This is a genomic window from Streptomyces sp. RKAG293 (assembly GCF_023701745.1).
GTDB lineage: Bacteria > Actinomycetota > Actinomycetes > Streptomycetales > Streptomycetaceae > Actinacidiphila.
The window spans coordinates 2,806,695-2,831,789 of the sequence record NZ_JAJOZB010000001.1 but is presented as its reverse complement, the minus strand read 5'-3'; the positions used below and the strand labels follow the sequence as shown (position 1 = coordinate 2,831,789).

Sequence of the window (25,095 nt, the reverse complement as noted above, 5' to 3'; positions counted from 1 at the left end):
CCCACGACGCGGCGGCGGCGCCCAGTAGGGTGAAGGCTCGTTCACGAGGGAGGGCGTCGAACGGTGGCACAGCTCGTCGTATCCCCGTCCGCGCGCGAGAGCGCGGCGGCCGCGCCGGCCGCGCGGCAGCAGGACCGAATACGTACGGTCGCCCTGACCGTGCTCTGCTTCACCGCCGTGCTGGCCGTGGGGCTGCAGCAGTGGGCGACCGTCCGGATCGGCGGGTTCGACCTGGGGATATTCGACCAGGCGGTCCGCGGGTACGCGCACTTCCAGCTGCCGCGTTCGCCCATCAAGAACTACCACCACGAGTTCCCGCCCGGCTTCTCCCTGCTGGGCGACCACTTCTCGCCGGTCCTCGCCCTCCTCGCGCCGCTGTACTGGGTGTGGGACGACCCCCGCATGCTGATCGGCGCCCAGGCGGCGCTCTTCGCGGCGGGCGTGCCGATCGTGCGGCGGATCGCCGGGCACTGCTTCGCCCAGGCGCCGCCGGCCACCGTCCGCCGGGCCGCCGACCTGAGCTGCCTGGTCTACGGGCTGGGCTGGCCACTGCTGCGCGCGTCGGGGGTCGGCTTCCACGAGGTCGCCTTCGCCGTCCCGCTGACCCTGCTGATGCTGGAGCGCGGGCTGGCCCGGCGCTACGGCGCGGTGCTGGTCTGCGCCGTCCTGCTGTGCTGCACCAAGGAGGACCTGGGGCTGCTCGTGGCGGCGTACGGGGCCGTCCTCATCGGCCGCGGCCGACGGGACGGGGACCGTCCCGCGGTGCGTACCGGGCTCACCCTGTTCGTGCTGGGGCCCGTGGCGGCGCTGCTCGCGATCCGGGTGCTGATACCGGCGATGGGCGGGGTGCCCGGCTACTACTGGAACTACAGCGCGCTCGGCCCGGACATGGGGACCGCGGCGATGCGCTTCCTGACCGATCCGATCGCGGCCTTCGCGGTGACCGTCGACCACCCGGAGAAACCGGTTCTCCTGCTGTGGCTGCTGGGGCCGCTGCTCCTGCTGCCGCTCGGGTCCGCCACCTTGTGGTGCGCGGTCCCGCTGCTCGCCGAGCGGGTCTTCTCCGACAACCCCAGCCACTGGGCGACCAGCCACCACTACGACGCCTTCCTGTGGCCGGTCCTGCTGGTCGCCGCGGTGGAGACGGCGGCGCGGCTGCACCGCAGACACACCGGGCGGCCGGTCCGGCGCTGGACGCTGGGGGCGGTGGCCTGTTCGCTGCTGATCTCGGTCGTGTGCGGGCTGGGCAGTCTGCTGCTGCCTGCCGCCTGGACGCCCAGCCCCTCGGAACGGGCGCTCGCCGAGGGCGCGCGCCTGGTGCCGACGGGGGCCACCGTCGAGGCCGACAACAACGCGGCGCCCCGGCTGACCCGCCGCACCCGGGTCGTCATCGCGGACGCGACCCCGCGCGACGCCGAGTACGTCCTGATCCAGACCGTGCGGAAGATGTTCCCCTTCACGACCGTGGACGACCAGCGCGACCGCGTCCTGCTGCTGCTCGACAACGGCTACACCCTGCTGTGGGCGAAGGACGGCGTCGTCCTGCTGCACCGGACCGATACCGGCCGCCCGGTACCCGGCGCGCATGTGCCGGGCGACGACAGCGTGCCCGTCAAGGAACCGGAAGTCCGTTCCTGACGCCGGGCGGCGGGGCGGGACGCGGACCGGTGCGGACCGGCGGGGACCGGCACCGGTCGGCTACTCTCGGCGGCGATGGACAAGACCTTGATCGTCACCAATGACTTCCCGCCGCGGCCCGGCGGCATCCAGGCCTTCGTGCACAGCATGGCGCTGCGGCTGGATCCCGGACAGGTCGTCGTGTACGCCTCGACGTGGAAGGGGCCGGACGGCGGCGAGGTCGAGCGCTTCGACGCCGAGCAGCCGTTCCCGGTGATCCGCGACCGGACGACGATGCTGCTGCCCACCCCCGGGGTGATCCGGCGCGCGGCCGGGCTGCTGCGCGAGCACGGCTGCTCGTCGGTGTGGTTCGGAGCGGCGGCGCCGCTGGGGCTGATGGCCCCCGCGCTGCGGCGCGCGGGCGCCCGCCGGCTGGTCGCCACCACGCACGGCCACGAGGCGGGGTGGGCCCAGTTGCCCGCGAGCCGGCAGCTGTTGCGCCGGATCGGCGAGGGCACCGACACCATCACGTATCTCGGCGAGTACACGCGGTCGCGGATCGCGAAGGCGCTCACGCCCGCCGCGGCGGCGCGGATGGTGCAACTGCCGCCCGGCGTCGACGAGAAGACCTTCCACCCGGCCTCGGGCGGCGCCGCGGTACGGGCCAGGCTCGGGCTCGCGGACCGGCCGGTGGTGGTGTGCGTCTCGCGGCTGGTGCCGCGCAAGGGACAGGACACGCTGATCCTGGCGATGCCGCGGATCCTGGCCGCCGTGCCCGACGCGGTGCTGCTGGTGGTCGGCGGCGGACCGTACGCCAAGGACCTGGCCGAACTCTCGGCGCGGACCGGTGTCACCGGCTCCGTGCGCTTCACCGGACCGGTGCCCTGGGAGGAGCTGCCCGCCCACTACGGCGCGGGCGACGTCTTCGCGATGCCGTGCAGGACCCGCCGCGGCGGGCTGGACGTCGAGGGCCTGGGGATCGTCTACCTGGAGGCCTCGGCGACCGGACTGCCGGTGGTCGCGGGCGATTCGGGCGGCGCCCCGGACGCGGTGCTGGACGGCGAGACCGGCTGGGTGGTGCCCGGGGGTTCGCCCGCCCAGGCGGCGGACCGGATCGTCACCCTGCTGGGCGACCCGGAGCTGCGCCGGCGGATGGGCGAGCGCGGCCGGCGCTGGGTCGAGGAGGCGTGGCGCTGGGATCTGCTGGCGGAACGTCTGAAGTCGTTGCTGTAAGGGCACTTGACGCGAAGCGGCTCCCCCGGACGAGGTCCGGGGGAGCCGCTTCGCCGTGCCTGCGCTCCGTGCTGGTCGCTCAGTGCTGGTAGAGCGCCTCGATCTCGCCCGCGAAGTCCTTCATGACGACGTTGCGCTTCAGCTTCAGCGACGGCGTCACATGGCCGGACTCCTCGGTGAACTGGTTCGGCAGGATCTGGAACTTGCGCACCGACTCGGCCTTGGAGACGGCCGCGTTGCCCTGGTCCACCGCGTGCTGCACGGCGGCCAGCAGCTCCGGGTCCCTGGCCAGTTCGGCCACGCTGCGGCCGACCTTGCCATGCTGTTCGGCCCAGCGGGGCAGGAACTCCTCGTCCAGGGTGACCAGGGCGGCGATGAACGGCTTGCCGTCACCGACGACCATGCACTCGGCGATCAGCGCGTCGGCCCGGATCCGGTCCTCGATCACGGCGGGGGCGACGTTCTTGCCACCGGCCGTGACGATGATCTCCTTCTTGCGGCCGGTGATGGACAGATAGCCGTCCTCGTCGACCGTGCCCAGGTCACCGGTATGGAACCAGCCGTCGGAGACCGCGTCGGCGGTGGCCGCCTCGTTGTTCCAGTAGCCGGAGAACAGGTGCTCGCCGTGCAGCAGCACCTCACCGTCGTCGGCGATCCGCACCGTCGAGCCGGGCAGCGGCTGGCCGACCGTGCCGATCTTCGTACGGTCCCAGGGGTTGAACGCGGTCGCCGCACAGGACTCGGTGAGGCCGTAGCCCTCCAGGACGGTGAAGCCGATGCCCCGGTAGAAGTGCCCGAGCCGCTCGCCCAGCGGCGCGCCGCCGGAGATGGCGTGCGTGGCGCGGCCGCCGAGGACGGCGCGCAGCTTGCTGTAGACCAGCCGGTCGAAGACCTTGTGCTTGAACTTCAGGCCGACCGACGGGCCGCCGGCGGAGTCCAGTGCCCGGCTGTAGGTGATCGCGGTGTCCGCGGCCTTGTCGAAGATCTTGCCCTTGCCGTCGGCCTGCGCCTTGGCCCGCGCCGAGTTGTACACCTTCTCGAAGACCCGGGGCACGCCCAGGATCATCGTTGGCCGGAAGGCGGCCAGCTCGTCGGTGAGGTGCTTGATGTCGCTGACGTGCCCGAGCTTGATCGGGGCCATCACGGCCGCCACCTCGACCAGCCGGCCGAAGACGTGCGCGAGCGGCAGGAACAGCAGCACCGAGGACTCGCCGGTCCTGAACAGCGGGGCGAGGCGTTCCACCACGTTGCCGCACTCGGCGAAGAAGGCCCGGTGGCTCAGCACACAGCCCTTGGGGCGGCCGGTGGTCCCGGAGGTGTACACGATCGTGGCGGGGGAGTCCGCGACGGCGGTCGCTCCCCGCTCGTCCACCACCTTCTCGGAGATGTTGGCTCCGACGCGCACCAGATGCTCCACCGCACCGGCGTCGATCCGCCAGATGTGCTTGAGGTCGGGGAGCCGGTCGTGCACCGAGGCGACGGCGTCCTCGTGGGTACCGGACTCGACGATGCAGGCGACCGCGCCCGAGTCACCGAGGATCCACTCGACCTGTTCGGCCGAGGACGTCTCGTACACGGGCACGGCGACCGCGCCGGCGCTCCAGATCGCGAAGTCCAGGAGTGTCCACTCGTACCGGGTGGGCGACATCAGGGCGACCCGGTCGCCAGGCCGCACGCCGGACGCGATCAGTCCCTTGGCGGCGGCTCTGACCTCGGAGAAGAAGTCGGTGGCGGTGACGTCCTGCCATTCGCCGCCCGCGTTCTTGCGGGCGATCACCGGAACAGCTGGGTGCTGAGCGGCGTTGCGGCGGATCAGATCCGTCAGGTTGCCGTCCGCGGGGACCTCGTAAAGGGCCGGAAGGCTGAACTCACGCAAGGCTGGTGCTCCTCATCGGCGCGACGGCGCACCCGGAGGGATAGTTGGACGGCCTGGACGTTACCCACCGGTAAAGCTTTCGCGATAGGGGTGCAGTACAGATGTTTTATGCATCACATACCCAGGAGTGCGGCTGAACCGCTCCGCGAACAGTAGTCCAGAGCACCGGTAACCCGCAGGTAACCGGCGATAGGCTGACGGCCATGCGGGTCCATGTAGTGAGCGATGTGCACGGTGCGGCGGAGGCTCTGGCCAGGGCGGGAGACGGTGCGGACGCCCTGATCTGCCTCGGGGACCTCGTCCTCTTCCTGGACTACGCCGATCACTCGCGGGGAATCTTCCCCGACCTCTTCGGCGCGGCGAACGCCTCACGGATGGTCGCGCTGCGGACCGCCAAGCGCTTCGAGGAGGCCCGCGCCCTCGACCGCGAGCTGTGGGAGGGCATCGACCGGCGCGGCGCCATCGAGACCGCCGTACGGAAGCAGTACGCCGAACTCTTCGCGGCCTTTCCCGCGCCGACCTACGCCACCTATGGCAACGTCGACATTCCGGCGCTGTGGTCCGAGTACGCCACCGAGGGCACCACCATCCTGGACGGCGCCACCGCCGAGATCGGCGGCCTGGTCTTCGGCTTCGTCGGCGGCGGTCTGCGGACGGCCATGCGCACCCCGTACGAGATCGACGAGGCCGAGTACGCCGAGAAGGTCGCCGCGCTCGGGCGGGTCGACGTGCTCTGCTCACACATCCCGCCCGCCGTTCCCGAGCTCTGCTACGACACGGTCGCCCGCCGCTTCGAACGCGGCAGCGAGGCGCTGCTCGACGCGATCCGCACCACCCGCCCCCGGTACGCCCTCTTCGGCCACGTCCACCAGCCGCTGGTCCCGCGGATGCGGATCGGCAGGACCGAGTGCGTCAACGTCGGGCACTTCAACGCCACCCGCAGGCCATGGGCCCTGGAGTGGTGAGTGCCGGGGTGACAGTTGTTCGACCGGCAGGCGGTAGCCTGCACCAGCAGACCCAGACATACGGCGCGAAGTCCCGGAGGGGCCACAGCGATGGCGGAACACACCAAGTCGAGCATCACCATCGAGGCGGCCCCGGCCGACGTCATGGGCGTCATCGCGGATTTCAACCGCTACCCCGAGTGGACCGGTGAGGTGAAGGAGGCGGAGATCCTCTCCGCCGACGCCCAGGGCCGCGCGGAGCGGGTCCGGCTGCTGCTGGACGCCGGTGCGATCAAGGACGACCACACGCTCGCCTACCGCTGGGTCGGCGACAGCGAGGTCCACTGGTCGCTGGTCAAGTCCCAGATGCTCCGCACCCTGGACGGCTCGTACGCGGTCGCCCCGCTGGACGGCGGCGCCCGCACCGAAGTCACGTACCAGCTGACGGTCGACGTCAAGATCCCGATGCTCGGCATGATCAAGCGCAAGGCCGAGAAGGTCATCATCGACCGCGCGCTGGCCGGCCTGAAGAAGCGCGTCGAATCCGGTCCGCCCGCCGGCACGCCCGACAGTCCGCCCGACAAGAGCTGAGCGCCGTGCGCACGGTCCTGGTCACCGGCCCCGGCGGAGCCGGCCGCACCACGGCGGCCGCCGCCACCGCGGTGAGCGCGGCCCGGCAGGGTGCCCGCACCCTGCTGCTGTCCACGGACCGCGGCGCCTCGCCGGCCGCCGTACTCGACGGGGACGGCACCGCCGTGCCCGGTCTGCGCGCCCACCGGATAGACACCCAGGCGACGTTCCGGGCCGACGCCCGGGACGTCCAGTCCCGGCTCGGCTCCCTCCTGGACCTGCTGGGCGCCGAACCGCTGGACCCCGAGGAACTCACCGAACTCCCCGGCGCCGACTCGCTGGCCCTGCTGCGCGCGCTGCGCGAATCGGCCGACGGATCCGCCGGCTGGGACGTGGTCGTCGTCGACCTGCCGGCCACCCCCGCGGCGCTCGCCGCCCTCGCCCTCCCCGAACAGCTGCGCCGCTACCTGCGACGGCTCGTCCCCGCCCAGCGCCAGGCGGCCAGGGCGCTGCGCCCGGTGCTCGCCCAGCTCGCGGGCGTGCCGATGCCGGCCCAGTGGGCGTACGAGGCCGCCGAGCGCATCGACCGCGAACTCGCCGCGGCCCAGGCCGTGATCGAGGCCGCCGGCACGACCGTACGGCTGGTCGTCGAGCCCGGCGCGGCCGGGGCCGAGGCGGTCAGGACCGCCAGGACCGGACTGGCGCTCTTCGGGCACCGGCTGGAGGCCGTGGTCGCCAACCGGCTGCTGCCGGACCACTCGCCCGACCCCTGGCTCGCCGAGCTGTCCGGCGTCCAGCACAAGGAACTCGCCGCGCTGCGCTCCGAATTGGCCGGAACCGGTACGGCCGTCCATGAACTGCCGCACCTGGGACGGGAACCGCGCGGCACCGACGACCTCAGCGCGCTCGGCGCCGTACCGCCGGATCCCGAGGCGGAGCCGGGCGGGCGCGCGGCCGAGCCGTGGAGCGTGACGGACCAGCCCGGCGCCGAGGACCGTTTCCGCTGGCGGCTGCCGCTGCCCGGGGCCACCCGTGAGGGTCTCGGACTGGTCCGCAGGGGTGACGAACTCGTGGTCGACGCGGAAGGTTTCCGCCGGATCCTCCCGCTGCCCTCCGCGCTGCGGCGCTGCACCGTCGACGGCGCCGCACTGCGCGACGGGGCCCTGGAGGTCCGGTTCGCACCGGATCCCGACCTCTGGCCGCGCTGAACGCAGTGCGTCCATTCGGGTACCTTCGGTAGAACAACCCCGGAGCGCCGCGAGGGAGACCGTCATGAGCGAGACCACCGACCGGCCCGACGCCGACGCGTGGGCCAAGGCCAGCGCGGAGGACACCGCCGCAGAGCACGCCCGGCGGCGTGAGCAGGCAGGACAGGGCGTCGGCAGCGCCACGGAAGAGCTGCGACGGCTCGCCGAGGCGGTCACCGAGAAGCTCGCCGAATTCCGCAGCCCGGCGGTGACACTCGCCGCCCAGACCGTGATCTCGCAGGTCAAGTCGGTCGTCGAGCCCATCCGCGAGCGCAACCCCGAGGTCTTCGAGCATCTGTCCTCGGCCGGCGTCGAGCTGCTCGCCGCCTACCGCTCGGTCGTCGCGGGACACGAAACCCGGTGGACCGCCAAGGACACCGCCGCCGGACACCGCGCTTCCGAGACACCGCCCGACTCATCCACCGGCTCATCCAGTGAGCACATCGACCTCGACTGACCTCCCCTCCGGTACGGTTGGCTGAAGCGGGGATCGACCGAAAACTGAGGGACACATGGGACTCACCATCGGCGTCGACATCGGCGGCACAAAGATCGCGGCCGGCGTAGTCGATGAGGACGGCTCGATTCTTGAGACGTGCAAGGTGCCGACCCCGGCGACCCCCGAGGCAGTCGTGGACGCCATCGCGGACGCGGTGCGCAAGGTCAGCACCGGCCATGAGGTCGACGCGGTCGGCATCGGCGCGGCCGGCTACGTGGACGACAAGCGTGCCACCGTGCTCTTCGCCCCGAACATCAACTGGCGGCACGAAGCGCTCAAGGACAAGGTCGAGCAGCGCGTCGGCCTCTCCGTCATCGTCGAGAACGACGCGAACGCGGCGGCGTGGGGCGAATACCGGTTCGGCGCGGGCCAGGGTCACGACGACGTCGTGTGCATCACCCTCGGCACCGGCCTCGGCGGCGGCATCATCATCGGCGGCAAGCTGCACCGCGGCCGGTTCGGTGTGGCGGGCGAGTTCGGCCACGTACGGATGGTGCCGGACGGACTGCTGTGCGGCTGCGGCAGCCAGGGCTGCTGGGAGCAGTACGCCTCCGGGCGCGCTCTCGTCCGCTACGCGAAGCAGCGCGCCGCGGCCACCCCGGAGAACGCGGAACTGCTGCTCTCCCTCGGCGACGGCGACCCCGACACCATCGAGGGCAAGCACGTCAGCGAGGCCGCGCGGGGCGGTGACCCGGTAGCGATCGACTCGTTCCGTGAGCTGGCCCGCTGGGCGGGCGCGGGCCTGGCCGACCTGGCCTCGCTCTTCGACCCGTCGGCGTTCATCGTCGGCGGCGGGGTCTCGGACGAGGGCGAGCTGGTGCTCGACCCGATCCGCAAGTCCTTCCGCCGCTGGCTGGTGGGCGGCCAGTACCGACCGCATGCCCAGGTGCTCGCCGCGCAGCTCGGCGGCAAGGCAGGACTGGTCGGCGCCGCCGACCTGGCCCGTCAGGGCTGACGACCGTGCTCGCGGACCTGCCGCCCTCGACCACCGAGCCGGGTGACTCGGCGGTGGTCCGCGTGCTCAGTTACAACATCCGCTCCATGCGGGACGACAGGGGGGCGCTCGCCCGGGTCATCCAGGCCTGCGCCCCCGACCTCGTCCTGCTCCAGGAAGCGCCGCGCTTCTTCCGCTGGCGCAAGGCCGCCGCCTGGCTCGCCCATGAGACCGGCCTGGTCACCGTCACCGGCGGCGCCACCGCCGCGGGGCCGATGATCCTCTCCTCGCTGCGCGCCCATGTCGAGCGCACCGAGGACATCCTGCTGCCGCGTACCCCCGGCCTGCACCAGCGCGGTTTCGCCACCGCCGTCGTACGGATCGGCGGCGCCCGGCTCTCCGTGCTCAGCTGCCATCTCAGCCTCAGCGCGGCGGAACGCGACGGACAGTCCGCGCTGCTGCTGGAACGGCTCGCCGGGATGGGCGAGCCGTATGCCGTGGCCGGCGGCGATCTCAACGACCATCCGGACGGCCGTGCGTTCGGCCGGCTGTCGGCGGAGCTCCAGGACGCCTGGGCCACCAAGCCGTGGGGCGGCGAGTTCACCTCGGTACCGGACCGCCCCTACCAGCGCATCGACGCGATCTTCGCGACGCAGGGCGTCGAGGTGCTGGGGTGCGGGGTGCCGCAGGGTCTTCCCGGTGTCGAACCGGCGGACCTGGTGGCCGCCACCGACCACCTGCCGCTGCTGGCCGCGTTCCGGATCCCGGCGTCGGCCCCTTCGGTCGTCCCCAGCGGCTGAACCGCGCGGGAAACGGCCCGGTCAGACGACCGCGCCGCCACCGGGCAGCTCGTCGTCGTCCTCGCCGGTGCGCAGCCGCGTGACGAGGGTGCAGAAACCGCCGACGAAGCCGCCGACGCCCAGCGTCATGACCCACCAGGTGATCTCCTGCTGGAGCAGGATGAACACGATCAGCAGCAGCGGCCCGCCCAGTACCGCGAGCCAGGCGAACTTGGTCGTGACATCGGCCTGCGGGAGCGGCGGGGGCTCCGGCGGTACGTAGTGGCCCTCGTCCTCGTCCTCATGGGCCGTGTAGTCGCGCGGGCCGTGGATCACCGGGTGGACGACGATGCTGCGGGTCGGCGGGCCGGACCCGTCGTCCGGGTCGCCGTCACCGGCACGGTCGTCGGGCCGGGCGGGCGAGAGGTTCTCGGCATCGGGCCAGGAGGCGGTGCCCGGCTCGGGCTCGTCGTCGAAGCCCGCGACCAGCTCGGCCCAGGCGGCGTCCTCGTCCAGCGGCGGAGGGGCCGCCCCGTCGGCGGTGTCCGCGACGGCCGGCTCGGAGGCGTCGGGAGCGGTCTCGTCGGGAACCTGGTCCTCCTCGCGCTCAGCCACTGGCCGTCACCTCCTTGTCCACCGCGGGCGCCAGGCGCCGGATGAATCCGTAGGACTCCTCGAAGATCTGTTCCGCGTCATGGTCCAGCGTCGCCACGTGGTAGCTCCGCTCCAGCACGATCTCGGTGACGTCGCTGGAGGAGACCTTGCTGAGGACGACCGCGGTGTTCGACGGGTGGACCACATGGTCCACCCGGCTGTGCAGCAGCAGCAACGGCTGCGTGACCTGCGGCAGCCCCGCTCTGACGAGCTTCCAGAAGCGGCTGAGGGAGTACACGGCGTGCAGCGGCGTCCGGTCGTAACCGACCTCCAGGCCGCCCTCCTTGGCGATGTCGCTGGTGATGCCCGGCACCGACGGCACCAGATGGCGCAGCACCGGAACCGCCTTGATCTGGTGGCTGTCGGCCTTGACCGAAGGATTCACCAGAACGATGCCGCTGATCGAGTGGCCGTGCAGCGCGGCGAGCCGCAGCGTCAGGGCGCCGCCCATCGACATGCCGCAGACGAAGACCTGCGAGCAGCGGGCCGTCAGCTCGCGCAGCGCGCGGTCGACCTCGGCGTACCAGTCCTGCCAGCCGGTCTGCTGCATGTCCTGCCAACGGGTGCCGTGGCCCGGCAGCAGCGGCACGGACACGGTCAGGCCGCGGGCAGCCAGATACTCGCCCCAGGGGCGCATGGACTGCGGTGTGCCGGTGAATCCGTGACAGAGCAGGACGCCGATCTCGCCACCGTCGTGGCTGTACGGCTCGGCTCCGGGCATGAGCGGCACCGTGGGACTCCTGTTCGCCGCGGGGAGGGTGGCAGGAGTTCAGCGTACGCGGCCCGCATACCCCCCGGTAAGCCCCGTCGCGTGGACGCGGGGAGTGCCGGGGGTCGAACTGGCGTTAAGGTCTTTGCGTCAGCTACAGGAGGTCCTCGGTTGTTCTACGGCGCGATGAAGCTCGCGATCGGTTCGCCGCTCAAGCTCGCCTTCCGCCCCTGGGTGGAAGGCATCGAGAACATCCCCAAGGAGGGGCCGGCGATCCTTGCCAGCAACCACCTCTCCTTCTCGGACTCCTTCTTCCTCCCCGCGATGCTCGACCGGCCGGTCACCTTCATCGCCAAGGCGGAGTACTTCACGTCCCCGGGCGTCAAGGGGAAGCTGACGGCCGCCTTCTTCAAGGGCGTCGGCCAGCTCCCGGTGGACCGTTCCGGCGCGCGCGGCGCCGGCGAGGCCGCGATCAACAGCGGGATCCAGGTGCTGGAGCGCGGTGAGCTGTTCGGCATCTACCCCGAGGGCACCCGCTCGCCCGACGGCCGGCTCTACCGGGGCAAGCCCGGCGGCCTGGCCCGGGTGGCGCTGGCCTCCGGAGCGCCGGTGATCCCCGTCGCGATGATCGACACCGAGAAGGTGCAGCCGCCCGGCAAGGTGCTGCCCAAGGTCTCGGTGCGTCCCGGCATCCGGATCGGCAAGCCGCTCGACTTCAGCCGCTACCACGGCATGGAGGGCGACCGCTTCATCCTGCGCTCGGTGACCGACGAGGTCATGTACGAGATCATGAAGCTGTCCGGCCAGGAGTACGTGGACATCTACGCCACCGCCGCGAAGCGCCAGATCGCGGAGGAGGCCAAGCGGCAGGCCGAGCTGGAGAAGTCCGAGAGGGCCGAGCGGGAAGCCGCCGAGAAGGCTCTGCAGGACAAGGGCGGGCCGGCCGGGTCCTAGGGCCGGCCGGACGGGCCCCGGGCGGGCCGTCGGGGGAGGGGGAGCGGTGGCGGCGAAGACGATCCGGATGTCCGTCGAGCAGCCGTTGTGGCGTGCGCTGACCGCGTACCGCGTGCTCACCCTCGGCTATGCGCTGGCCCTGTTCTGCGACGCCTACGGGGGGTACCGCCACCCGCTGGTCGGGGCCGGGTACATGGCGGTGCTGACCGTCTGGACGTTCCTCACCCTGGGCCGGGTGCGGTCCGCCGAACGGTGCACCAAGCGCTTCCTCTTCGCCGACCTCACCATCGCGCTGACCGGGATCCTGCTCACCCCGTCGTCGACACGCATCTGCGGATCGTCGAGGGCACCCCGACGCTGCCGTCCATCTGGACGGCGGGATCCGTCCTCGCCTTCGCGATCAAGGGCGGCTGGCGCTGGGCCGCGGTCGCCTCCACGCTCGTCGGCATCGCCAATGTCGTCCAGCGCGGCTTCTTGGCCCGCGACAGCCTGCACAGCGTTCTGCTGGTGTGGGTGGCGAGCATCGCCATCGGCTATGTCGTCGAGGTCGCCCGCGCCAGCGAGCGGACCCTCGCCCGCGCCCTGCAGATCGAGGCGGCCACCCGTGAGCGGGAGCGGCTCGCCCGGGACATCCACGACAACGTGCTCCAGGTGCTCGCCATGGTCCAGCGCCGGGGCAGTGAGGTGGGCGGCGAGGCCGCGGCGCTCGGCCGGATGGCCGGCGAGCAGGAGTCGGCGCTGCGGGCGCTGGTCTCCGACGGCTTCGTCCCCAACCCCCGCCACCCCGAGAACGCCGCCGCGGTCCGCCGCGGCCGGCTGCTCGCGGCGCTCCGCTCGCGCACCGGCGCCGCCGAGGCCGACCAGGAGGCAGCGGACGCGGCACTCGGTCCCTGCGACGTACGGGCGCTGCTCACGCCCTACGGCAGCTCGCAGGTGACGATCTCGGCGCCCGGCACCCCGGTGCTGGTCGACGCGTACGCCGCCGCCGAGCTCGCGGCGGCCGTCGGCGCCGCCCTCGACAACGTCCGCACGCACGCCGGGGAACAGGCCCACGCCTGGATCCTGCTGGAGGACGAGCCCGGCGAGATCCTCGTCAGCGTCCGCGACGACGGCCCCGGCATCCCGGAAGGCCGGCTCGCCGACGCCGAACAGGAGGGCCGGCTCGGCGTCGCCCAGTCCATCCGTGGCCGGCTCCGCGACCTCGGCGGCACCGCCACCCTGGTCACCACCCCCGGCCAGGGCGCCGAGGTCGAACTCCGGCTGCCCAAGAAGCGCCCCACGCCCTGAGCTCCGCATCCCGCCGCGTTTGTAGAGTTGCCCCGGCACGGAGATTCGGCCGGACGAGAGGCAGTCACATGGCGGGGGACACGCAACCCGAGCAGGACCACACCGTGAAGGTGATGGTGGTCGACGACCACCCGATGTGGCGGGACGCGGTCGCCCGGGACCTGTCCGAGGCCGGTTACCAGGTGGTGGCGACGGCAGGGGACGGGCCGGAGGCCGTGCGCCGGGCCAAGGCGGCGATGCCCGAGGTGATCGTGCTGGACCTCAACCTGCCGGGGATGTCCGGAGTGCAGGTGTGCAAGGACGTGGTCGCGGACAATCCCGCGCTGCGGGTGCTGGTGCTGTCGGCGAGCGGCGAGCACGAGGACGTGCTGGAGGCCGTGAAGTCCGGTGCCACCGGCTATCTGCTGAAGTCCGCCGGCCGCGACGAGCTCGTGGAGGCGGTCCGCAGGACGGCGATCGGCGATCCGGTCTTCACCCCGGGGCTGGCCGGGCTGGTCCTCGGCGAGTACCGCCGGCTGGCCTCCGACCCGGCCCCCGCGTCCTCGGACGAGCCCGAGGCGCCCCGGCTGACGGACCGTGAGACGGAGGTGCTGCGCCTGGTCGCGAAGGGCCTGAGCTACAAGCAGATCGCGGAACGGCTCGTCATCTCGCACCGCACCGTGCAGAACCACGTGCAGAACACCCTCGGCAAGCTGCAGCTCCACAACCGGGTGGAACTGGTGCGTTACGCGATCGAGCGCGGCCTCGACGGCGAATGACCCCGTTCGCCCCATCCCGCATGTGACCCAAGTCACGCTAGCGTTGCCCGAGTTGGTTCCCGGTAAGGCAATGCAACGCAGTGCTGGCGAAGGGAAGAGTCCATGCGGGTCGGAGTACTGACCGGTGGTGGTGACTGCCCCGGTCTCAACGCGGTCATCCGGGCGATCGTCCGCAAAGGTGTCCAGGAGTACGACTACGGCTTCCTCGGCTTCAGGGACGGCTGGCGGGGTCCCCTCGAAGGCGACACCGTGCCGCTCGACATCCCCGCCGTGCGGGGCATCCTGCCGCGCGGCGGCACCATCCTCGGTTCCTCGCGCACCAATCCGCTCAAGGTCGAGGACGGTATCCGCCGGGTCAGGGAGAACCTCGCCGACTTCGACGTCGACGCGCTCATCGTGATCGGCGGCGAGGACACCCTGGGGGTGGCCGCGACCCTCTCCGACGAGCACGGCATTCCGTGCGTCGGCGTTCCCAAGACCATCGACAACGACCTGTCCGCCACCGACTACACCTTCGGCTTCGACACGGCGGTCAACATCGCCACCGAGGCGATCGACCGGCTGCACACGACTGCCGAATCGCACATGCGTGTCCTCGTCGTCGAGGTGATGGGCCGGCACGCCGGCTGGATAGCCCTGCACTCGGGGCTGGCCGGCGGGGCCAACGTCATCCTCATTCCGGAACAGCGCTTCGACGTCGAGCAGGTCTGCGGCTGGGTGGAGAGCCGGTTCAAGATCCGTTACGCGCCCATAGTGGTCGTCGCGGAAGGCGCCATGCCCAAGGACGGGGACATGGTGCTGAAGGACGGCACCCTGGACTCGTTCGGCCATGTCCGGCTCTCCGGCGTGGGCGAATGGCTCGCCAAGGAGATCGAGAAGCGCACCGGCAAGGAGGCCCGCACCACGGTGCTCGGGCACGTCCAGCGCGGTGGAACGCCCAGTGCGTTCGACCGCTGGCTGGCCACCCGGTTCGGGCTGCACGCCATCGACGCGGTACGCGACGGGGACTTCGGGAAGATGGTCGCGCTGCGCGGTACGGACATCGTCCGGGTGCCGATCGCGGAGGCCACCGCCCGGATCAAGACCGTCGATCCGAAGCTCTACACGGAGGCCGGGGTCTTCTTTGGCTGAACCTTGAACATCGCGGAAACATTGCTGCTTGCAGCGGACGATCAGTGCGCCTTATTCTCCGTCCACCCGGCTTGTCCGGCCGCTTCGTTTTCCCCCTTTGAGCACATGAGGAGCGCCCGGTATGACGGGTGTGACGAACAGGTGGCGCACACCTGTACTGGCGGTCGCAGGCGGCACCGCATCGGGCAAGTCAACCCTTGCCGAGGCGCTGTCGCTGCACCATCACGAGACCATCGGTCTGATCCACCTCGATGACTTCTACGTGCCCGCGCACGACACCGTGCGCGGGGTGCGCACGGTCAGCGCGAGCGGGTCCGAGGTCCTGGACTGGAACCATCCCGGCTCGATCGACGAGCTCGCGGTGGTCGCGGCGATCGAGGCCGCGGCCACTTCGGGCCGGCACCGGCTGGTCGTCGTCGAGGGCCTGTTCGCCCTCACCCTGCCGTCGGTCGCCGGCCGGGCGACCTGGCGGGTGTACGTCGACACCCCCGACGACATCCGGCTGGCCCGCAAGATCCTCCGCAAGATCGACGTCCAGCGGCAGGACCCGCGGCTGTCGCTGCTGAACTACCTGGAGACCGGGAGGGAGCGGCATGCCGCGCATGTCGCCCCCTCCCGGGCCCTGGCCGACCTGGTGGTCGACGGCACCGCCGACGAGTTCCGGATGATCGCCGAGGTCATGATGCTGGTCGGCCCCGTCCTCGCCGACCCCGTGCTGGACGCCTCGGCGTTCAGCGAGACGGCGTGAGCACGGCCGCCAGCAGCTCCGCCGCGATCGCGGTGCCGTTCAGGGTGAGCACCGACTCGGGGTGGAACTGCACGCCCGCGAACCCCGGCCCGCGCATCGCGTGCACATCGCCGGTGACCGGGTCACGGCTCAGTTCCACCCGGTGGGTGGCGAGCTCCTCGGCGGTCGCGTCGTCGCAGCGCGCCGTGAAGGTGTTGTAGAACCCGACGGTCTCCGGCCGGCCGAAGAAGTCGATGTGCTCCTGGGCGCCCTGGAAGGGGACGTCCTTGCGCACGATGTCCAGCCCCAGCTCCGCCGCGAGCAGCTCCTGGCCCAGGCACACCCCGAGCAGCCCCTGCCGGTGGCCCTTGACCAGGTCGGCGGCGAGGGTGCGCAGGAAGCGCATCTTCGGGTCGGAGGCGTCGGCCGGATTGCCGGGGCCGGGACCGAGCACGACCGGACCGTCGTGGGACAGCGCCGCGTCCCGCAGGCCCGGCTCGTCGTAGCGCCGCACGGTGACGCCCAGTCCGGACGAGCGCAGCACATGCGCGAGCATCGCGGTGAAGGTGTCCTCCGCGTCGATCACCAGCGCGTGCGCCGACAGCGCGAGCCGGTCGGCCGGGGACGGCTCGACCTGCATCCGCAGCCAGAACGGCGCCAGATTCGCCCGCCGGGCGTCCAGCGCGGCCCGCACCCTGATGTCGTCGGCCAGCCGGTACGCGGGTTCGGGCGCGCGCTCCGGGGCCGGCCGCACACCGAGCGCGGTGAGGACCCCGGCCGCCTTGGCGTGCGTCTCGGCGACCTCGCCGCGCGGGTCGGAGTGCCGGACCAGCGTCGCGCCGACCGGCACCTTCAGCTGCCCGCCGGGGTCGATGTCCGCGGTCCTGATCAGGATCGGCGAGTCCAGCGTCCTGGTCCCGGCCGCGTCCCGCCCGATCAGGGCCAGCGCACCCGCGTAGTAGCCGCGCCCTCCCGCCCGTCGCCCACCACCACCCTTGTTCTGAAGCGCTTCGCGCCCACCCTCCTGATCTTCGTACCGCTCGATGACGCGGCAGGCGTTCTGCACCGGCGAGCCGGTGACGGTCGCGGCGAACATCGTCTCGCGCAGCACGTCCCGTACGTCCATCGTGGTGCGGCCGCGCAGCTCGTACTCGGTGTGCGCGAGGTGGGCCATCTCCTTGAGCCGCGGCCCGACCACCACACCGCCGAGGTCGCCGACGGTGCACATCATCTTCAGTTCCTCGTCGACCACCATCGTCAGCTCCTCCACCTCCTTGGGGTCGTGGAGGAAGGCGAGCAGCCCCTCGGGGTCCGGCCCCGTGACGGGATAGCGGTAGGTGCCGCTGATCGGGTTCATCACGACCGTGCCGCCCGCCATCCGCACATGCACCTCGGGGCTGGCGCCCACCAGCGTGCGGTCCGGGGTGTGCACGACATACGTCCAGTACGCGCCGCGCTCACCGCTGAGCAGCTTCCGGAACAGGGCGAGCGCGGAGCCCGGCCCGTAGCCCGCGATCTGCCCCCGGAACGTCCGCCGGATCACGAAGTTGGCGCCCTCGCCGCGGCCGATCTCGTCCTCGATCACCCGCTCCACGATCCCGGCGTAGGTGTCGTCGTCCACGTCGAACGCACCGTCGTCGACCGTCACCTCCTGGTCCGGGAGTGCGGCGAGGACGTCCGCCAACGGCAGCTCGTACGTCTCGTCGGGCCGCAGCACGGCCAGCGGCGTCCCGTCGTCCCGCACGTCGAAGCCGCGTTCGCGGATCTGCCGGAACGGCACCAGCGCGAGCGCGTCCAGCGCCGGGCCGGCACCCGGTGCACCGTCCGGCAGGGTGATGTCCCGCAGCCGGCCGGCCTCGGTGACCGGCCCGAGGAGCACTTCGACGAGGTCGGCGTCGCGGCCAGGGGTGCGGCGGCGGAGCAGGGCGAACGGTGGGCAGCCGGGGGAGAGCAGCCGCTCGACGAGGGCGGTGGCTGTGGTTTCGGTGCCGGGATGCACGGCGGGTCCTTCCGATGATCGGGACAACGGAGGGAGCGGCCGGGAAAACAGAAAAGGCCGCCCCTTGGGCGGCCTTCGCGGTGAGTCGTTACGTACGCGCGATGAGGTGGGCCGCCGGTTGAGCGGGCCACCACCAGTTGGTGTGCTGTTGCGCGAACATGGTCAGAACCCTAACGCACGGTGGACGGCGCCGTGGGGCTCGTCTCATCCAATGGGCGGCGTCGGATTCCGCGTGTCGTCACCCCGTAGTGTGGTCGTGTGACCGTGAACGCTAACCCCGCAGCCGGTGGAAACACCTGGCGATCCCTTCCCGCGGCGCAGCAGCCCGAGTACCCCGACTCCGAGGCGCTGCGCACTGTGCTCGCGGAGCTCGAGTCGTATCCGCCTCTCGTCTTCGCCGGCGAGTGCGATCAGCTGCGTACCCGCCTGGGGGCCGTCGCCCGCGGCGAGGCGTTCCTGCTGCAGGGCGGCGACTGCGCCGAGGCCTTCGACGCCGTGTCCGCGGACCAGATCCGCAACAAGCTCAAGACGCTCCTGCAGATGGGCGCGGTGCTGACGTACGCGGCCTCCGTGCCGGTCGTCAAGGTGGGCCGGATCGCCGGCCAGTACTCCAAGCCGCGCTCCAAGCCGACCGAGACCCGCGACGGCGTGACCCTGCCGACGTACCGCGGTGACTCGGTCAACGGCTTCGCCTTCACCGAGAAGGAGCGGGTCCCGGACCCCGAGCGGCTCAAGCGGATGTACAACGCGTCCGCCTCGACGCTCAACCTGGTGCGGGCCTTCACCACCGGTGGCTACGCGGACCTGCGCCAGGTGCACGCCTGGAACCAGGACTTCGTGAAGTCCTCGCCGTCCGGCCAGCGCTACGAGGCACTGGCCCGCGAGATCGACAACGCGCTGAACTTCATGGCGGCGTGCGGGACCGACCCCGCCGAGTTCCGGACCGTGGAGTTCTACGCGTCGCACGAGGCGCTGCTGCTGGACTACGAGTCGTCGCTGACCCGTGTCGACTCGCGGACCGGCTCGCTGTACGACACGTCGGGCCACATGGTGTGGATCGGCGAGCGCACCCGGCAGCTCGACGGGGCGCACATCGAGTTCGCCTCGAAGATCCGCAACCCGATCGGCATCAAGCTCGGCCCGACGACGACGCCCGAAGAGGCGCTGACGTACATCGACCGGCTGGACCCGGACCGTGAGCCGGGCCGGCTGACGTTCATCGTCCGCATGGGCGCGGACAAGGTCCGCGACAAGCTCCCGACGCTGGTCGAGAAGGTCACGGCCTCGGGCGCGCAGGTGGCGTGGGTGACCGACCCGATGCACGGCAACACCTACGAGGCGGCGTCCGGCCACAAGACGCGGCGCTTCGACGACGTGCTCGACGAGGTCAAGGGCTTCTTCGAGGTCCACAAGGGCCTCGGCACCCACCCGGGCGGCATCCACGTCGAGCTGACCGGTGACGATGTCACCGAGTGCGTGGGCGGCGGCGACGAGATCTTCGTCGACGACCTGCACCAGCGCTACGAGACGGCCTGCGACCCGCGGCTCAACCGCAGCCAGTCGCTGGACCTGGCGTTCCTGGTCGCGGAGATGTACCGGGGCCAGTAGTCCTGGCGGACGGCCGGCAGACGGCACAAGGGGCGCGGATCACACAGATCCGCGCCCCTTGCCGCTTTTCACCTACGGACGCGCCGGGTAAGGTAAGGGTAACCTCAGCCCAGGCGCCCGAGAGGGGTGAACCGCGTGTACGTGTGCTCTTGCTTCGGCATCACCGAGCAGCAGGTCAAGCAGCACGCGGATTCCGGCGCCTGCAGCCCCCGCAAACTCGCCTCGGCCTGCAAGGCCGGCACCGACTGCGGGTCGTGCGTCAAGCGCATCCAGGCACTGCTCGGCCGTACGGCGACGCCGGCGGCCCAGCCGGCTGCCGCGCAGCTGGCCGCAACCGAAGAGCCGATGGCCGAAGCGGCCTGAACTTTCGCCGGGACCGGGCGCCGGGCCCTTACGGCCCGCGTCAGCTCTCCGGTTGCTCGATGAGCTGGGCGATGTAGAGCGGCTCGCCCAGCTTCTCCACCAGTTCGAGCTGGGTGTCGAGGTAGTCGATGTGGTGTTCCTCGTCGGCGAGGATCGACTCGAAGATGTTCGCCGAGGTGATGTCGCCCTTGGTCCGCATGACCTCGATGCCGCGCTTGAGGCGGTCGATGGCCTCGACCTCGACCTGGCGGTCGGCCTGGAACATCTCGGTGACCGTCTGGCCCACCCGCACATGGAACAGCCGCTGGTAGTTCGGCAGGCCGTCGAGGAAGAGGATGCGGTCGGTCAGCAGTTCCGCGTGCTTCATCTCGTCGATGGATTCCGAGCGGGTGTATTTCGCGAGCTTCGTCCAGCCGAAGTTCTCCTGCATCTTCGCGTGCAGGAAGTACTGGTTGATCGCGGTCAGCTCTGCGGTCAGCTGTTCGTTGAGGAACTCGATGACCTCGGGGTCGCCCTGCATGGCAACGCCGTCCTTCCAAAGGGAATCGACAAGATGGCCGCATCTTTGCACTGCGGGCACGGCTGATCCAGTAAGTGCACGCTTACATCCGGTGGGGACCGGCGGTCCCGAATCGGGCGTAGCCCGGTCAGAAGCACTGGGTCCGGTCTGTCACCATGGAGTCATGGGTCAGTCCGAAAGCCGTGCGGGAGAGCTTCCCCCGGGGCAGCGGCTACAACGGGGCTGGCCGGTCACCCACTACGGTCCCGTGCCGCGTTTCAAGCCGGACCGGTGGGAGTTCCGGGTCTTCGGGAACACGGCCGACGGGGACAAACACTGCTGGAACCACGAGGAGTTCTCGGCGCTGCCGTACTCGATCGTGAAGGCCGACTTCCACTGCGTGACGAAGTTCAGCATGGTCGGCATGGAGTGGGGCGGGGTCTCCGCCGCGACGGTACTGCGGCTCGCGCCCCCGGCGCCCGGCGTCACGCACGTCATGGTGTGGGCGGAGTACGGCTTCAGCTCGAATCTCCGGATCGAGGACTTCTCCGACGACAAATCGATATTCGCCACCCACAAGGGCGGCGAACCGCTGACCGCGGAGCACGGTTTCCCGGCCCGGCTGGTGGTCCCGCACCTCTACGCCTGGAAGGGGCCCAAATGGGTCAGGGGCGTGGAGTACATGACCGCCGACCGCCGCGGCTTCTGGGAGGAGCGCGGCTATCACAACGTCGGCAGCCCCTGGTCGGAGCAGCGCTACTCCTACCAGGAGGAGCCGGGGGACGGCCCGGAGCTCTGACCGCCGGTCGCCCGTATACCCCTGTGGGGTACTCCCGTAAGGGGTTATCCGTCCTGCGGACCGTCCCTCAGCGCCTTCAGGAGCGCCACGTCCGCGGCATGGCCCTCGGGCCCGCCCGGTGTCTCGATGATCAGCGGGACCCCGGCGGTGGCGGGGTGGTGGAACAGCTCGCGGAACGGTTCGGCGCCGATGTGGCCGGCCCCGATGTTCTCGTGCCGGTCCTTGTGGGCGCCGCTCACGTCCTTGGAGTCGTTGGCGTGGATCAGCCGCAGCCGCCCCTCGCCGACGGTGTCCACCAGTTCGTCGAGCAGCAGCTTCATCCCGCCGGGCGCCGCCATGTCGTGCCCGGCCGCGAAGGCGTGGCAGGTGTCGAGGCAGACGCCCAGCTTCGGGTGCCGGTCCAGGGCGTCGGCGTACGGGCCCAGGTCCTCGATCAGCGAGCAGAGCGAGGCGCCCTGGCCCGCCGTCGGCTCCAGCAGCAGCCACGGGTCGTCGTCGTGCGTGAGCTCGTCCAGCAGCGGCAGCATGTGCTCCCGCACCTGTGCCAGAGCCGCCGAGCGGGGCCGCCCGCCCGTCGCTGACCCGGTGTGCACCACCACGCCCAGCGCGCCGATCTCCCGGCCCCTGCGCAGCGAGTGGCGCAGCGACTCCACCGACTTCTCGACCGTCGCCGCGGTGTCCGAGCCGAAGTTGATCAGGTACGGGGCGTGGACGTACGCGGGCACCGACCCGGCGGCGCGGCCCGCGCGGAACAGCTCGTCCTGCCGCGGATCGCCGGGCGGGGTGGCCCAGCCGCGCGGGTTGGCCACGAAGACCTGGACGGCCTCGGCCGTCAGCCGCTCGGCGTTGGCCAGCCCGACGGTCGCGAGGCCGCCCGCCACGTGCACATGGCCGCCGACGGGATTGCGGTTCACCGCACCCACACGGTGATCGTGGCGCCCTTGGGCGCCTGCCCGCCCCCCTCCGGCGACTGGCTGAACACGGTGTCGCCGAAGAACGCGTGCATCACCCGGATGTCGAAGCCGGCGTCCTTGAGGAGCTGCTTGGCCTCGCCCGCGCTCCTGCCCTTCACATCCGGCACCGGGAAGAGCTGCTGTCCCTGGGAGATCGTGATCGTGACGGTGTCGCCCTCGCCCGCCTGGGCGCCCTTGCCGGGGGTCTGGAGGGCCACCTTGTCCTTGTCGGCCACGTCCGAGAAGACCTTCTCCGGGGCGAGCACGACGGTGAGTCCGGCGTCCTGCAGCGCCTGCTGGGCGTCGGCGACCGAGTCCCCGATCACGTCGGGGACGTCCACCGCGGCGCCCTTGCTGACGACGATCGACACGACGGCGTCCGGCGAGCGCTTCGTACCGGCCGGCGGGTCCGTGGAGATCACGGCGCCCTTGGGCACGTCCTCCGTGAACTCCTGCGTCACCGTGCCCGGCGTCAGCGCCGCGCCCTTGATCTGCTCCTGCGCCACGGCCAGCGTCTTGCCGGTGACATCGGGAACGTGGACCTCCTGCGGCCCCTTGGACACCGTCAGCGTGACGTCGGCGTTGTTGCGGACGCGCCGGCCCGGTCCGGGATCGGTGGAGATCACCTGGCCGCGGGGGACGGTGAGGCTGAAGGACGTGGTGACCTTCGTGTGCAGCCCCGCGTGGTCGAGCCGCTGCTGGGCGTCCGCCTGCGGCAGCGCCAGGACGGCCGGGACCTTGGTGAACTGGCCGTCGCTGATGTACCAGACGCCGGCCCCGACCCCGAGGATCAGCAGCGCCGCCACGATCACCGCGAGCACACCGCGCCGCGGTCCGCGCCGGGGCGGACGGTGTCCCGCCGGTCCCGACGGTCCCGACGAGCCGGCCGGCACCGGCGGCAGCGGCGGCGGAAGCTGCAGAACGCTCGTGCGGTTGAGCTCCTCCTCGGCCGGCAGGACCGGCCGGGCGATGACGCTGGTCTGCTCCTCGTCGCCGCCCGGCGCGCCGTGCGAGTCCTTCTGCCAGCCGGTGCCCGGAACGGCGTCCTGCGGCTCCTGCGCGTCCCGCACCGCCCGCGGCGGCACCAGGTCCAGCTGCTCCTGGCTCAGCGCCTGACGGGTGGTGTGCAGCTGCGCGAGCAGCTCCACGGCGTCGGCGGGGCGCAGCTGCGGGTCACGCGCGGCGGCCCGGCCGACCAGCGCGTCCAGCACGGGCGCCAGCCCGGGGACGGCCTCGGACGGCGGGGCGATGTCCTCGTTCAGCACATGGAAGATCACCTGCATCGGCGTGCCGCCGGTGTGCGGCTTCCCGCCGGTCAGCATCTCGTACAGCAGCACGCCGCAGGCGTACACGTCGGTGCGCTGGTCTATGGTGCCGTGCTCGATCTGCTCCGGCGCGAGGTACGAGACCGTCCCCAGCACCGAGCCGGTCGTCACGCTGGTGTTGGTGTCGACCGCCCGGACCAGGCCGAAGTCCACGACCTTCACCCGGCCGTCGTCGCCGATCAGGACGTTCTCCGGCTTCACGTCCCGGTGGATGAGCCCGGCCCGGTGCGCGGCGCCGAGCGCGGCCAGCACCGGCTCCAGGATGTCCAGTGCGGCACGTGGCTGCAGGGCGCCGCGCTCGCGCAGTACGTCGCGCAGCGTGCAGCCCGCGATGTACTCCATGGCCAGGTACACGAACGTGCCGTCCGTGCCCTGGTCGTACACGCCGACGACATTCGGGTGCGCCAGCCGGGCCACCGCCTTGGCCTCACGGATGAAGCGGTCGACGAAACCGGCGTCGGCCGCCAGCCCGGGGTGCATCACCTTCAGCGCGAGCACACGGTCGAGGCGGGTGTCCACAGCCCGGTAGACCGTGGCCATACCGCCGACGGCGATGCGCGCCTCGACCCGGTAGCGGCCATCGAGCGTCTGCCCGACGAGGGGGTCCTGCAGGGTCGTATCCACGACACGGAAGTCTACGAGCCGTCGCCGACCCGTCTCGCCGAACACGGCCGTACTGTGTCCCGCCCGTAGCGATCCGGGACGCAACCGTGACCGTCTGCCCCGGTGGGAGCGCTCCAGGCGGCGGACCGGAACCCGGCACGGGACCCGGATCCGCCGGCTGGAGCGGGCCGGGGCTCAGGCCCCGCTGAAGGCGGGCCGCTCGGGATCGAACGCGGCGACGCCCTCGACGGGGGACGACGCGGCGGCGTAGTGCCGGCGGGGGATGCGTCCGGCCCGGAACGCGAGCCGCCCCGCCGCCACCCCGTGCCGCATGGCCCCCGCCATGAGAACCGGCTGCTGGGCGCGGGTCACCGCCGACGCCAGCATGACGGCGGCGCACCCCAGCTCCATGGCGAACGCCACGTCGGACGCGGTGCCGGCCCCGGCGTCGAGGATGACCGGGACGCCCGCCCGCTCGGTGATCAGCTGGAAGTTGTGCGGATTGCGGATGCCGAGCCCGGAGCCGATCGGCGACCCCAGCGGCATGATCGCCGCACAGCCGACGTCCTCCAGCTTGCGGGCCAGCACCGGATCGTCGTTGGTGTAGGGCAGGACGGTGAATCCGTCGTCGACCAGCGTCTCGGCGGCGTCCAGCAGCTCGACGGTGTCGGGCAGCAGGGTGCGCTCGTCGGCGATGACCTCCAGCTTGATCCAGTCGGTGCCCAGCGCCTCGCGGGCCAGCCGCGCGGTGAGGACGGCCTCGCCGGCGGTGAAGCAGCCCGCCGTGTTCGGCAGGACCCGGATGCCGTGCCTGCCCAGCACGGAGAGCACGGAGCCCTTCGTCGCCGGGTCGAGGCGGCGCATCGCCACCGTGGTGAGTTCGGTACCGGAGGCGAGCAGCGCCTGTTCGAGGATCTCCAGGCTGGGCGCACCGCCGGTGCCCATGATCAGCCGGGAGGTGAAGGGGACGCCGGCGATCCGCAGGGTGTCGTCGGCGGCACCGGCCGTGTGCGGGGGGTGCGGCACG

Annotated in this window: 23 protein-coding genes and 1 pseudogene; 16 read left to right on the top strand and 8 right to left on the bottom strand. The window is 71.6% G+C overall.

The genetic code is table 11. The annotated features are described in order from the left end of the window. The first annotated feature begins 63 nt into the window (after positions 1–63). Both LNW72_RS12520 and LNW72_RS12515 read left to right on the top strand, forming a co-directional pair. Complete coding sequence (locus LNW72_RS12520; protein ID WP_250975468.1) at positions 64–1,638, top strand: DUF2079 domain-containing protein; 1,575 nt, start codon at positions 64–66, stop codon at positions 1,636–1,638. Positions 1,639–1,713: 75 nt separating this feature from the next. Continuing rightward, positions 1,714–2,850, top strand: coding sequence for a glycosyltransferase family 4 protein (locus LNW72_RS12515; protein WP_250975467.1), 1,137 nt, complete (start codon positions 1,714–1,716; stop codon positions 2,848–2,850). 79 nt (positions 2,851–2,929) lie between these two features. Here LNW72_RS12515 and LNW72_RS12510 read toward each other — a convergent pair whose 3' ends face one another. Next, positions 2,930–4,726 carry an AMP-dependent synthetase/ligase gene (locus LNW72_RS12510; RefSeq protein WP_250975466.1) on the bottom strand — a complete coding sequence of 599 codons (1,797 nt, stop codon included), beginning with the start codon at positions 4,724–4,726 and terminating at the stop codon, positions 2,930–2,932. A gap of 203 nt (positions 4,727–4,929) precedes the next feature. On the opposite strand from LNW72_RS12510, the gene LNW72_RS12505 reads away from it, so the two are divergent. The 6 genes from LNW72_RS12505 to LNW72_RS12480 all read left to right on the top strand — a co-directional run bounded on the left by LNW72_RS12505 (position 4,930) and on the right by LNW72_RS12480 (position 9,720). Further along, positions 4,930–5,691: a metallophosphoesterase gene (locus LNW72_RS12505; RefSeq protein ID WP_250975465.1), complete on the top strand. Its 762-nt coding sequence runs from the start codon at positions 4,930–4,932 to the stop codon at positions 5,689–5,691. A gap of 90 nt (positions 5,692–5,781) precedes the next feature. Further along, on the top strand, positions 5,782–6,261 hold the full coding sequence (locus LNW72_RS12500) for an SRPBCC family protein (RefSeq protein WP_250975464.1): 480 nt from the start codon (positions 5,782–5,784) through the stop codon (positions 6,259–6,261). Positions 6,262–6,266: 5 nt separating this feature from the next. Then, a complete protein-coding gene (locus LNW72_RS12495; RefSeq protein WP_250975463.1) occupies positions 6,267–7,448 on the top strand; it encodes an ArsA family ATPase in 1,182 nt (393 codons plus the stop codon). Positions 7,449–7,512: 64 nt separating this feature from the next. Then, a complete protein-coding gene (locus tag LNW72_RS12490; protein ID WP_250975462.1) occupies positions 7,513–7,944 on the top strand; it encodes a DUF5304 domain-containing protein in 432 nt (143 codons plus the stop codon). Positions 7,945–7,999: 55 nt separating this feature from the next. Then, positions 8,000–8,941: an ROK family glucokinase gene (locus LNW72_RS12485; RefSeq protein ID WP_250975461.1), complete on the top strand. Its 942-nt coding sequence runs from the start codon at positions 8,000–8,002 to the stop codon at positions 8,939–8,941. Positions 8,942–8,946: 5 nt separating this feature from the next. After that, entirely contained in the window at positions 8,947–9,720 is a 774-nt protein-coding gene (locus tag LNW72_RS12480) for an endonuclease/exonuclease/phosphatase family protein (RefSeq protein WP_374117227.1), read from the top strand. A 21-nt stretch (positions 9,721–9,741) separates the two neighbouring features. Here LNW72_RS12480 and LNW72_RS12475 read toward each other — a convergent pair whose 3' ends face one another. Together LNW72_RS12475 and LNW72_RS12470 are read right to left on the bottom strand one after the other, a co-directional pair. After that, positions 9,742–10,314, bottom strand: coding sequence for a hypothetical protein (locus tag LNW72_RS12475; protein WP_250975460.1), 573 nt, complete (start codon positions 10,312–10,314; stop codon positions 9,742–9,744). Continuing rightward, positions 10,307–11,083: an alpha/beta fold hydrolase gene (locus LNW72_RS12470; protein ID WP_250975459.1), complete on the bottom strand. Its 777-nt coding sequence runs from the start codon at positions 11,081–11,083 to the stop codon at positions 10,307–10,309. The genes LNW72_RS12475 and LNW72_RS12470 overlap by 8 nt, the downstream gene beginning before the upstream one ends. A 150-nt stretch (positions 11,084–11,233) precedes the next feature. On the opposite strand from LNW72_RS12470, the gene LNW72_RS12465 reads away from it, so the two are divergent. From LNW72_RS12465 to LNW72_RS12430, 5 genes and pseudogenes are all read left to right on the top strand, one after another. Then, positions 11,234–12,016: a lysophospholipid acyltransferase family protein gene (locus LNW72_RS12465; protein WP_250975458.1), complete on the top strand. Its 783-nt coding sequence runs from the start codon at positions 11,234–11,236 to the stop codon at positions 12,014–12,016. Between the two features lie 67 nt (positions 12,017–12,083). Next, positions 12,084–13,303 (top strand): annotated as a pseudogene (gene macS / locus LNW72_RS41170) (MacS family sensor histidine kinase). 68 nt (positions 13,304–13,371) lie between these two features. Continuing rightward, positions 13,372–14,061, top strand: coding sequence for a response regulator transcription factor (locus tag LNW72_RS12440; protein WP_250975457.1), 690 nt, complete (start codon positions 13,372–13,374; stop codon positions 14,059–14,061). A 102-nt stretch (positions 14,062–14,163) separates the two neighbouring features. Beyond that, positions 14,164–15,192: a 6-phosphofructokinase gene (locus LNW72_RS12435; RefSeq protein ID WP_250975456.1), complete on the top strand. Its 1,029-nt coding sequence runs from the start codon at positions 14,164–14,166 to the stop codon at positions 15,190–15,192. Positions 15,193–15,313: 121 nt separating this feature from the next. Next, complete coding sequence (locus LNW72_RS12430) at positions 15,314–15,940, top strand: hypothetical protein (RefSeq protein ID WP_250975455.1); 627 nt, start codon at positions 15,314–15,316, stop codon at positions 15,938–15,940. On the opposite strand, the gene LNW72_RS12425 is transcribed toward LNW72_RS12430, so the two are convergent. Then, the gene (locus LNW72_RS12425) at positions 15,924–17,918 is read right to left on the bottom strand and encodes an anthranilate synthase family protein (protein WP_250975454.1); all 1,995 of its coding nucleotides are present in this window, start codon (positions 17,916–17,918) and stop codon (positions 15,924–15,926) included. The genes LNW72_RS12430 and LNW72_RS12425 overlap by 17 nt on opposite strands. A 258-nt stretch (positions 17,919–18,176) precedes the next feature. On the opposite strand from LNW72_RS12425, the gene LNW72_RS12420 reads away from it, so the two are divergent. Further along, positions 18,177–19,526, top strand: a complete 1,350-nt coding sequence (locus LNW72_RS12420; protein WP_250975453.1) for a class II 3-deoxy-7-phosphoheptulonate synthase — start codon at positions 18,177–18,179, stop codon at positions 19,524–19,526. Positions 19,527–19,652: 126 nt separating this feature from the next. Continuing rightward, positions 19,653–19,889 carry a (2Fe-2S)-binding protein gene (locus tag LNW72_RS12415; protein WP_250975452.1) on the top strand — a complete coding sequence of 79 codons (237 nt, stop codon included), beginning with the start codon at positions 19,653–19,655 and terminating at the stop codon, positions 19,887–19,889. 40 nt (positions 19,890–19,929) lie between these two features. Here the strand turns inward: LNW72_RS12415 and bfr are convergent, their stop codons facing one another. After that, positions 19,930–20,409, bottom strand: coding sequence for a bacterioferritin (gene bfr / locus LNW72_RS12410; protein ID WP_250975451.1), 480 nt, complete (start codon positions 20,407–20,409; stop codon positions 19,930–19,932). 163 nt (positions 20,410–20,572) lie between these two features. Here bfr and LNW72_RS12405 point away from each other — a divergent pair, with 163 nt between their 5' ends. Next, positions 20,573–21,187 (top strand): sulfite oxidase-like oxidoreductase, encoded by a 615-nt coding sequence (locus LNW72_RS12405; RefSeq protein ID WP_164296255.1) that lies wholly within the window; start codon positions 20,573–20,575, stop codon positions 21,185–21,187. A 44-nt stretch (positions 21,188–21,231) separates the two neighbouring features. Here LNW72_RS12405 and LNW72_RS12400 read toward each other — a convergent pair whose 3' ends face one another. The 3 genes from LNW72_RS12400 to LNW72_RS12390 all read right to left on the bottom strand — a co-directional run bounded on the left by LNW72_RS12400 (position 21,232) and on the right by LNW72_RS12390 (position 25,094). After that, complete coding sequence (locus LNW72_RS12400) at positions 21,232–22,110, bottom strand: deoxyribonuclease IV (protein ID WP_250975450.1); 879 nt, start codon at positions 22,108–22,110, stop codon at positions 21,232–21,234. Further along, positions 22,098–24,089 (bottom strand): Stk1 family PASTA domain-containing Ser/Thr kinase, encoded by a 1,992-nt coding sequence (gene pknB, locus LNW72_RS12395; protein WP_250975449.1) that lies wholly within the window; start codon positions 24,087–24,089, stop codon positions 22,098–22,100. Before pknB ends, LNW72_RS12400 begins: the two co-directional genes overlap by 13 nt. A 174-nt stretch (positions 24,090–24,263) precedes the next feature. Then, positions 24,264–25,094, bottom strand: a complete 831-nt coding sequence (locus tag LNW72_RS12390) for a thiazole synthase (RefSeq protein ID WP_374117226.1) — start codon at positions 25,092–25,094, stop codon at positions 24,264–24,266. Between the last annotated feature and the right edge of the window lies 1 nt (position 25,095).

Coding starts and splice junctions, on each gene's coding strand:
- LNW72_RS12405 (WP_164296255.1), top strand. CDS start 20,573: ATGGGTCAGTCCGAAAGCCGTGCGGGAGAGCTTCCCCCGGGGCAGCGG.
- LNW72_RS12500 (WP_250975464.1), top strand. CDS start 5,782: ATGGCGGAACACACCAAGTCGAGCATCACCATCGAGGCGGCCCCGGCC.
- LNW72_RS12430 (WP_250975455.1), top strand. CDS start 15,314: ATGACGGGTGTGACGAACAGGTGGCGCACACCTGTACTGGCGGTCGCA.
- LNW72_RS12435 (WP_250975456.1), top strand. CDS start 14,164: ATGCGGGTCGGAGTACTGACCGGTGGTGGTGACTGCCCCGGTCTCAAC.
- LNW72_RS12515 (WP_250975467.1), top strand. CDS start 1,714: ATGGACAAGACCTTGATCGTCACCAATGACTTCCCGCCGCGGCCCGGC.
- LNW72_RS12505 (WP_250975465.1), top strand. CDS start 4,930: ATGCGGGTCCATGTAGTGAGCGATGTGCACGGTGCGGCGGAGGCTCTG.
- LNW72_RS12440 (WP_250975457.1), top strand. CDS start 13,372: ATGGCGGGGGACACGCAACCCGAGCAGGACCACACCGTGAAGGTGATG.
- bfr (WP_250975451.1), bottom strand. CDS start 20,409: ATGCAGGGCGACCCCGAGGTCATCGAGTTCCTCAACGAACAGCTGACC.
- LNW72_RS12485 (WP_250975461.1), top strand. CDS start 8,000: ATGGGACTCACCATCGGCGTCGACATCGGCGGCACAAAGATCGCGGCC.
- LNW72_RS12490 (WP_250975462.1), top strand. CDS start 7,513: ATGAGCGAGACCACCGACCGGCCCGACGCCGACGCGTGGGCCAAGGCC.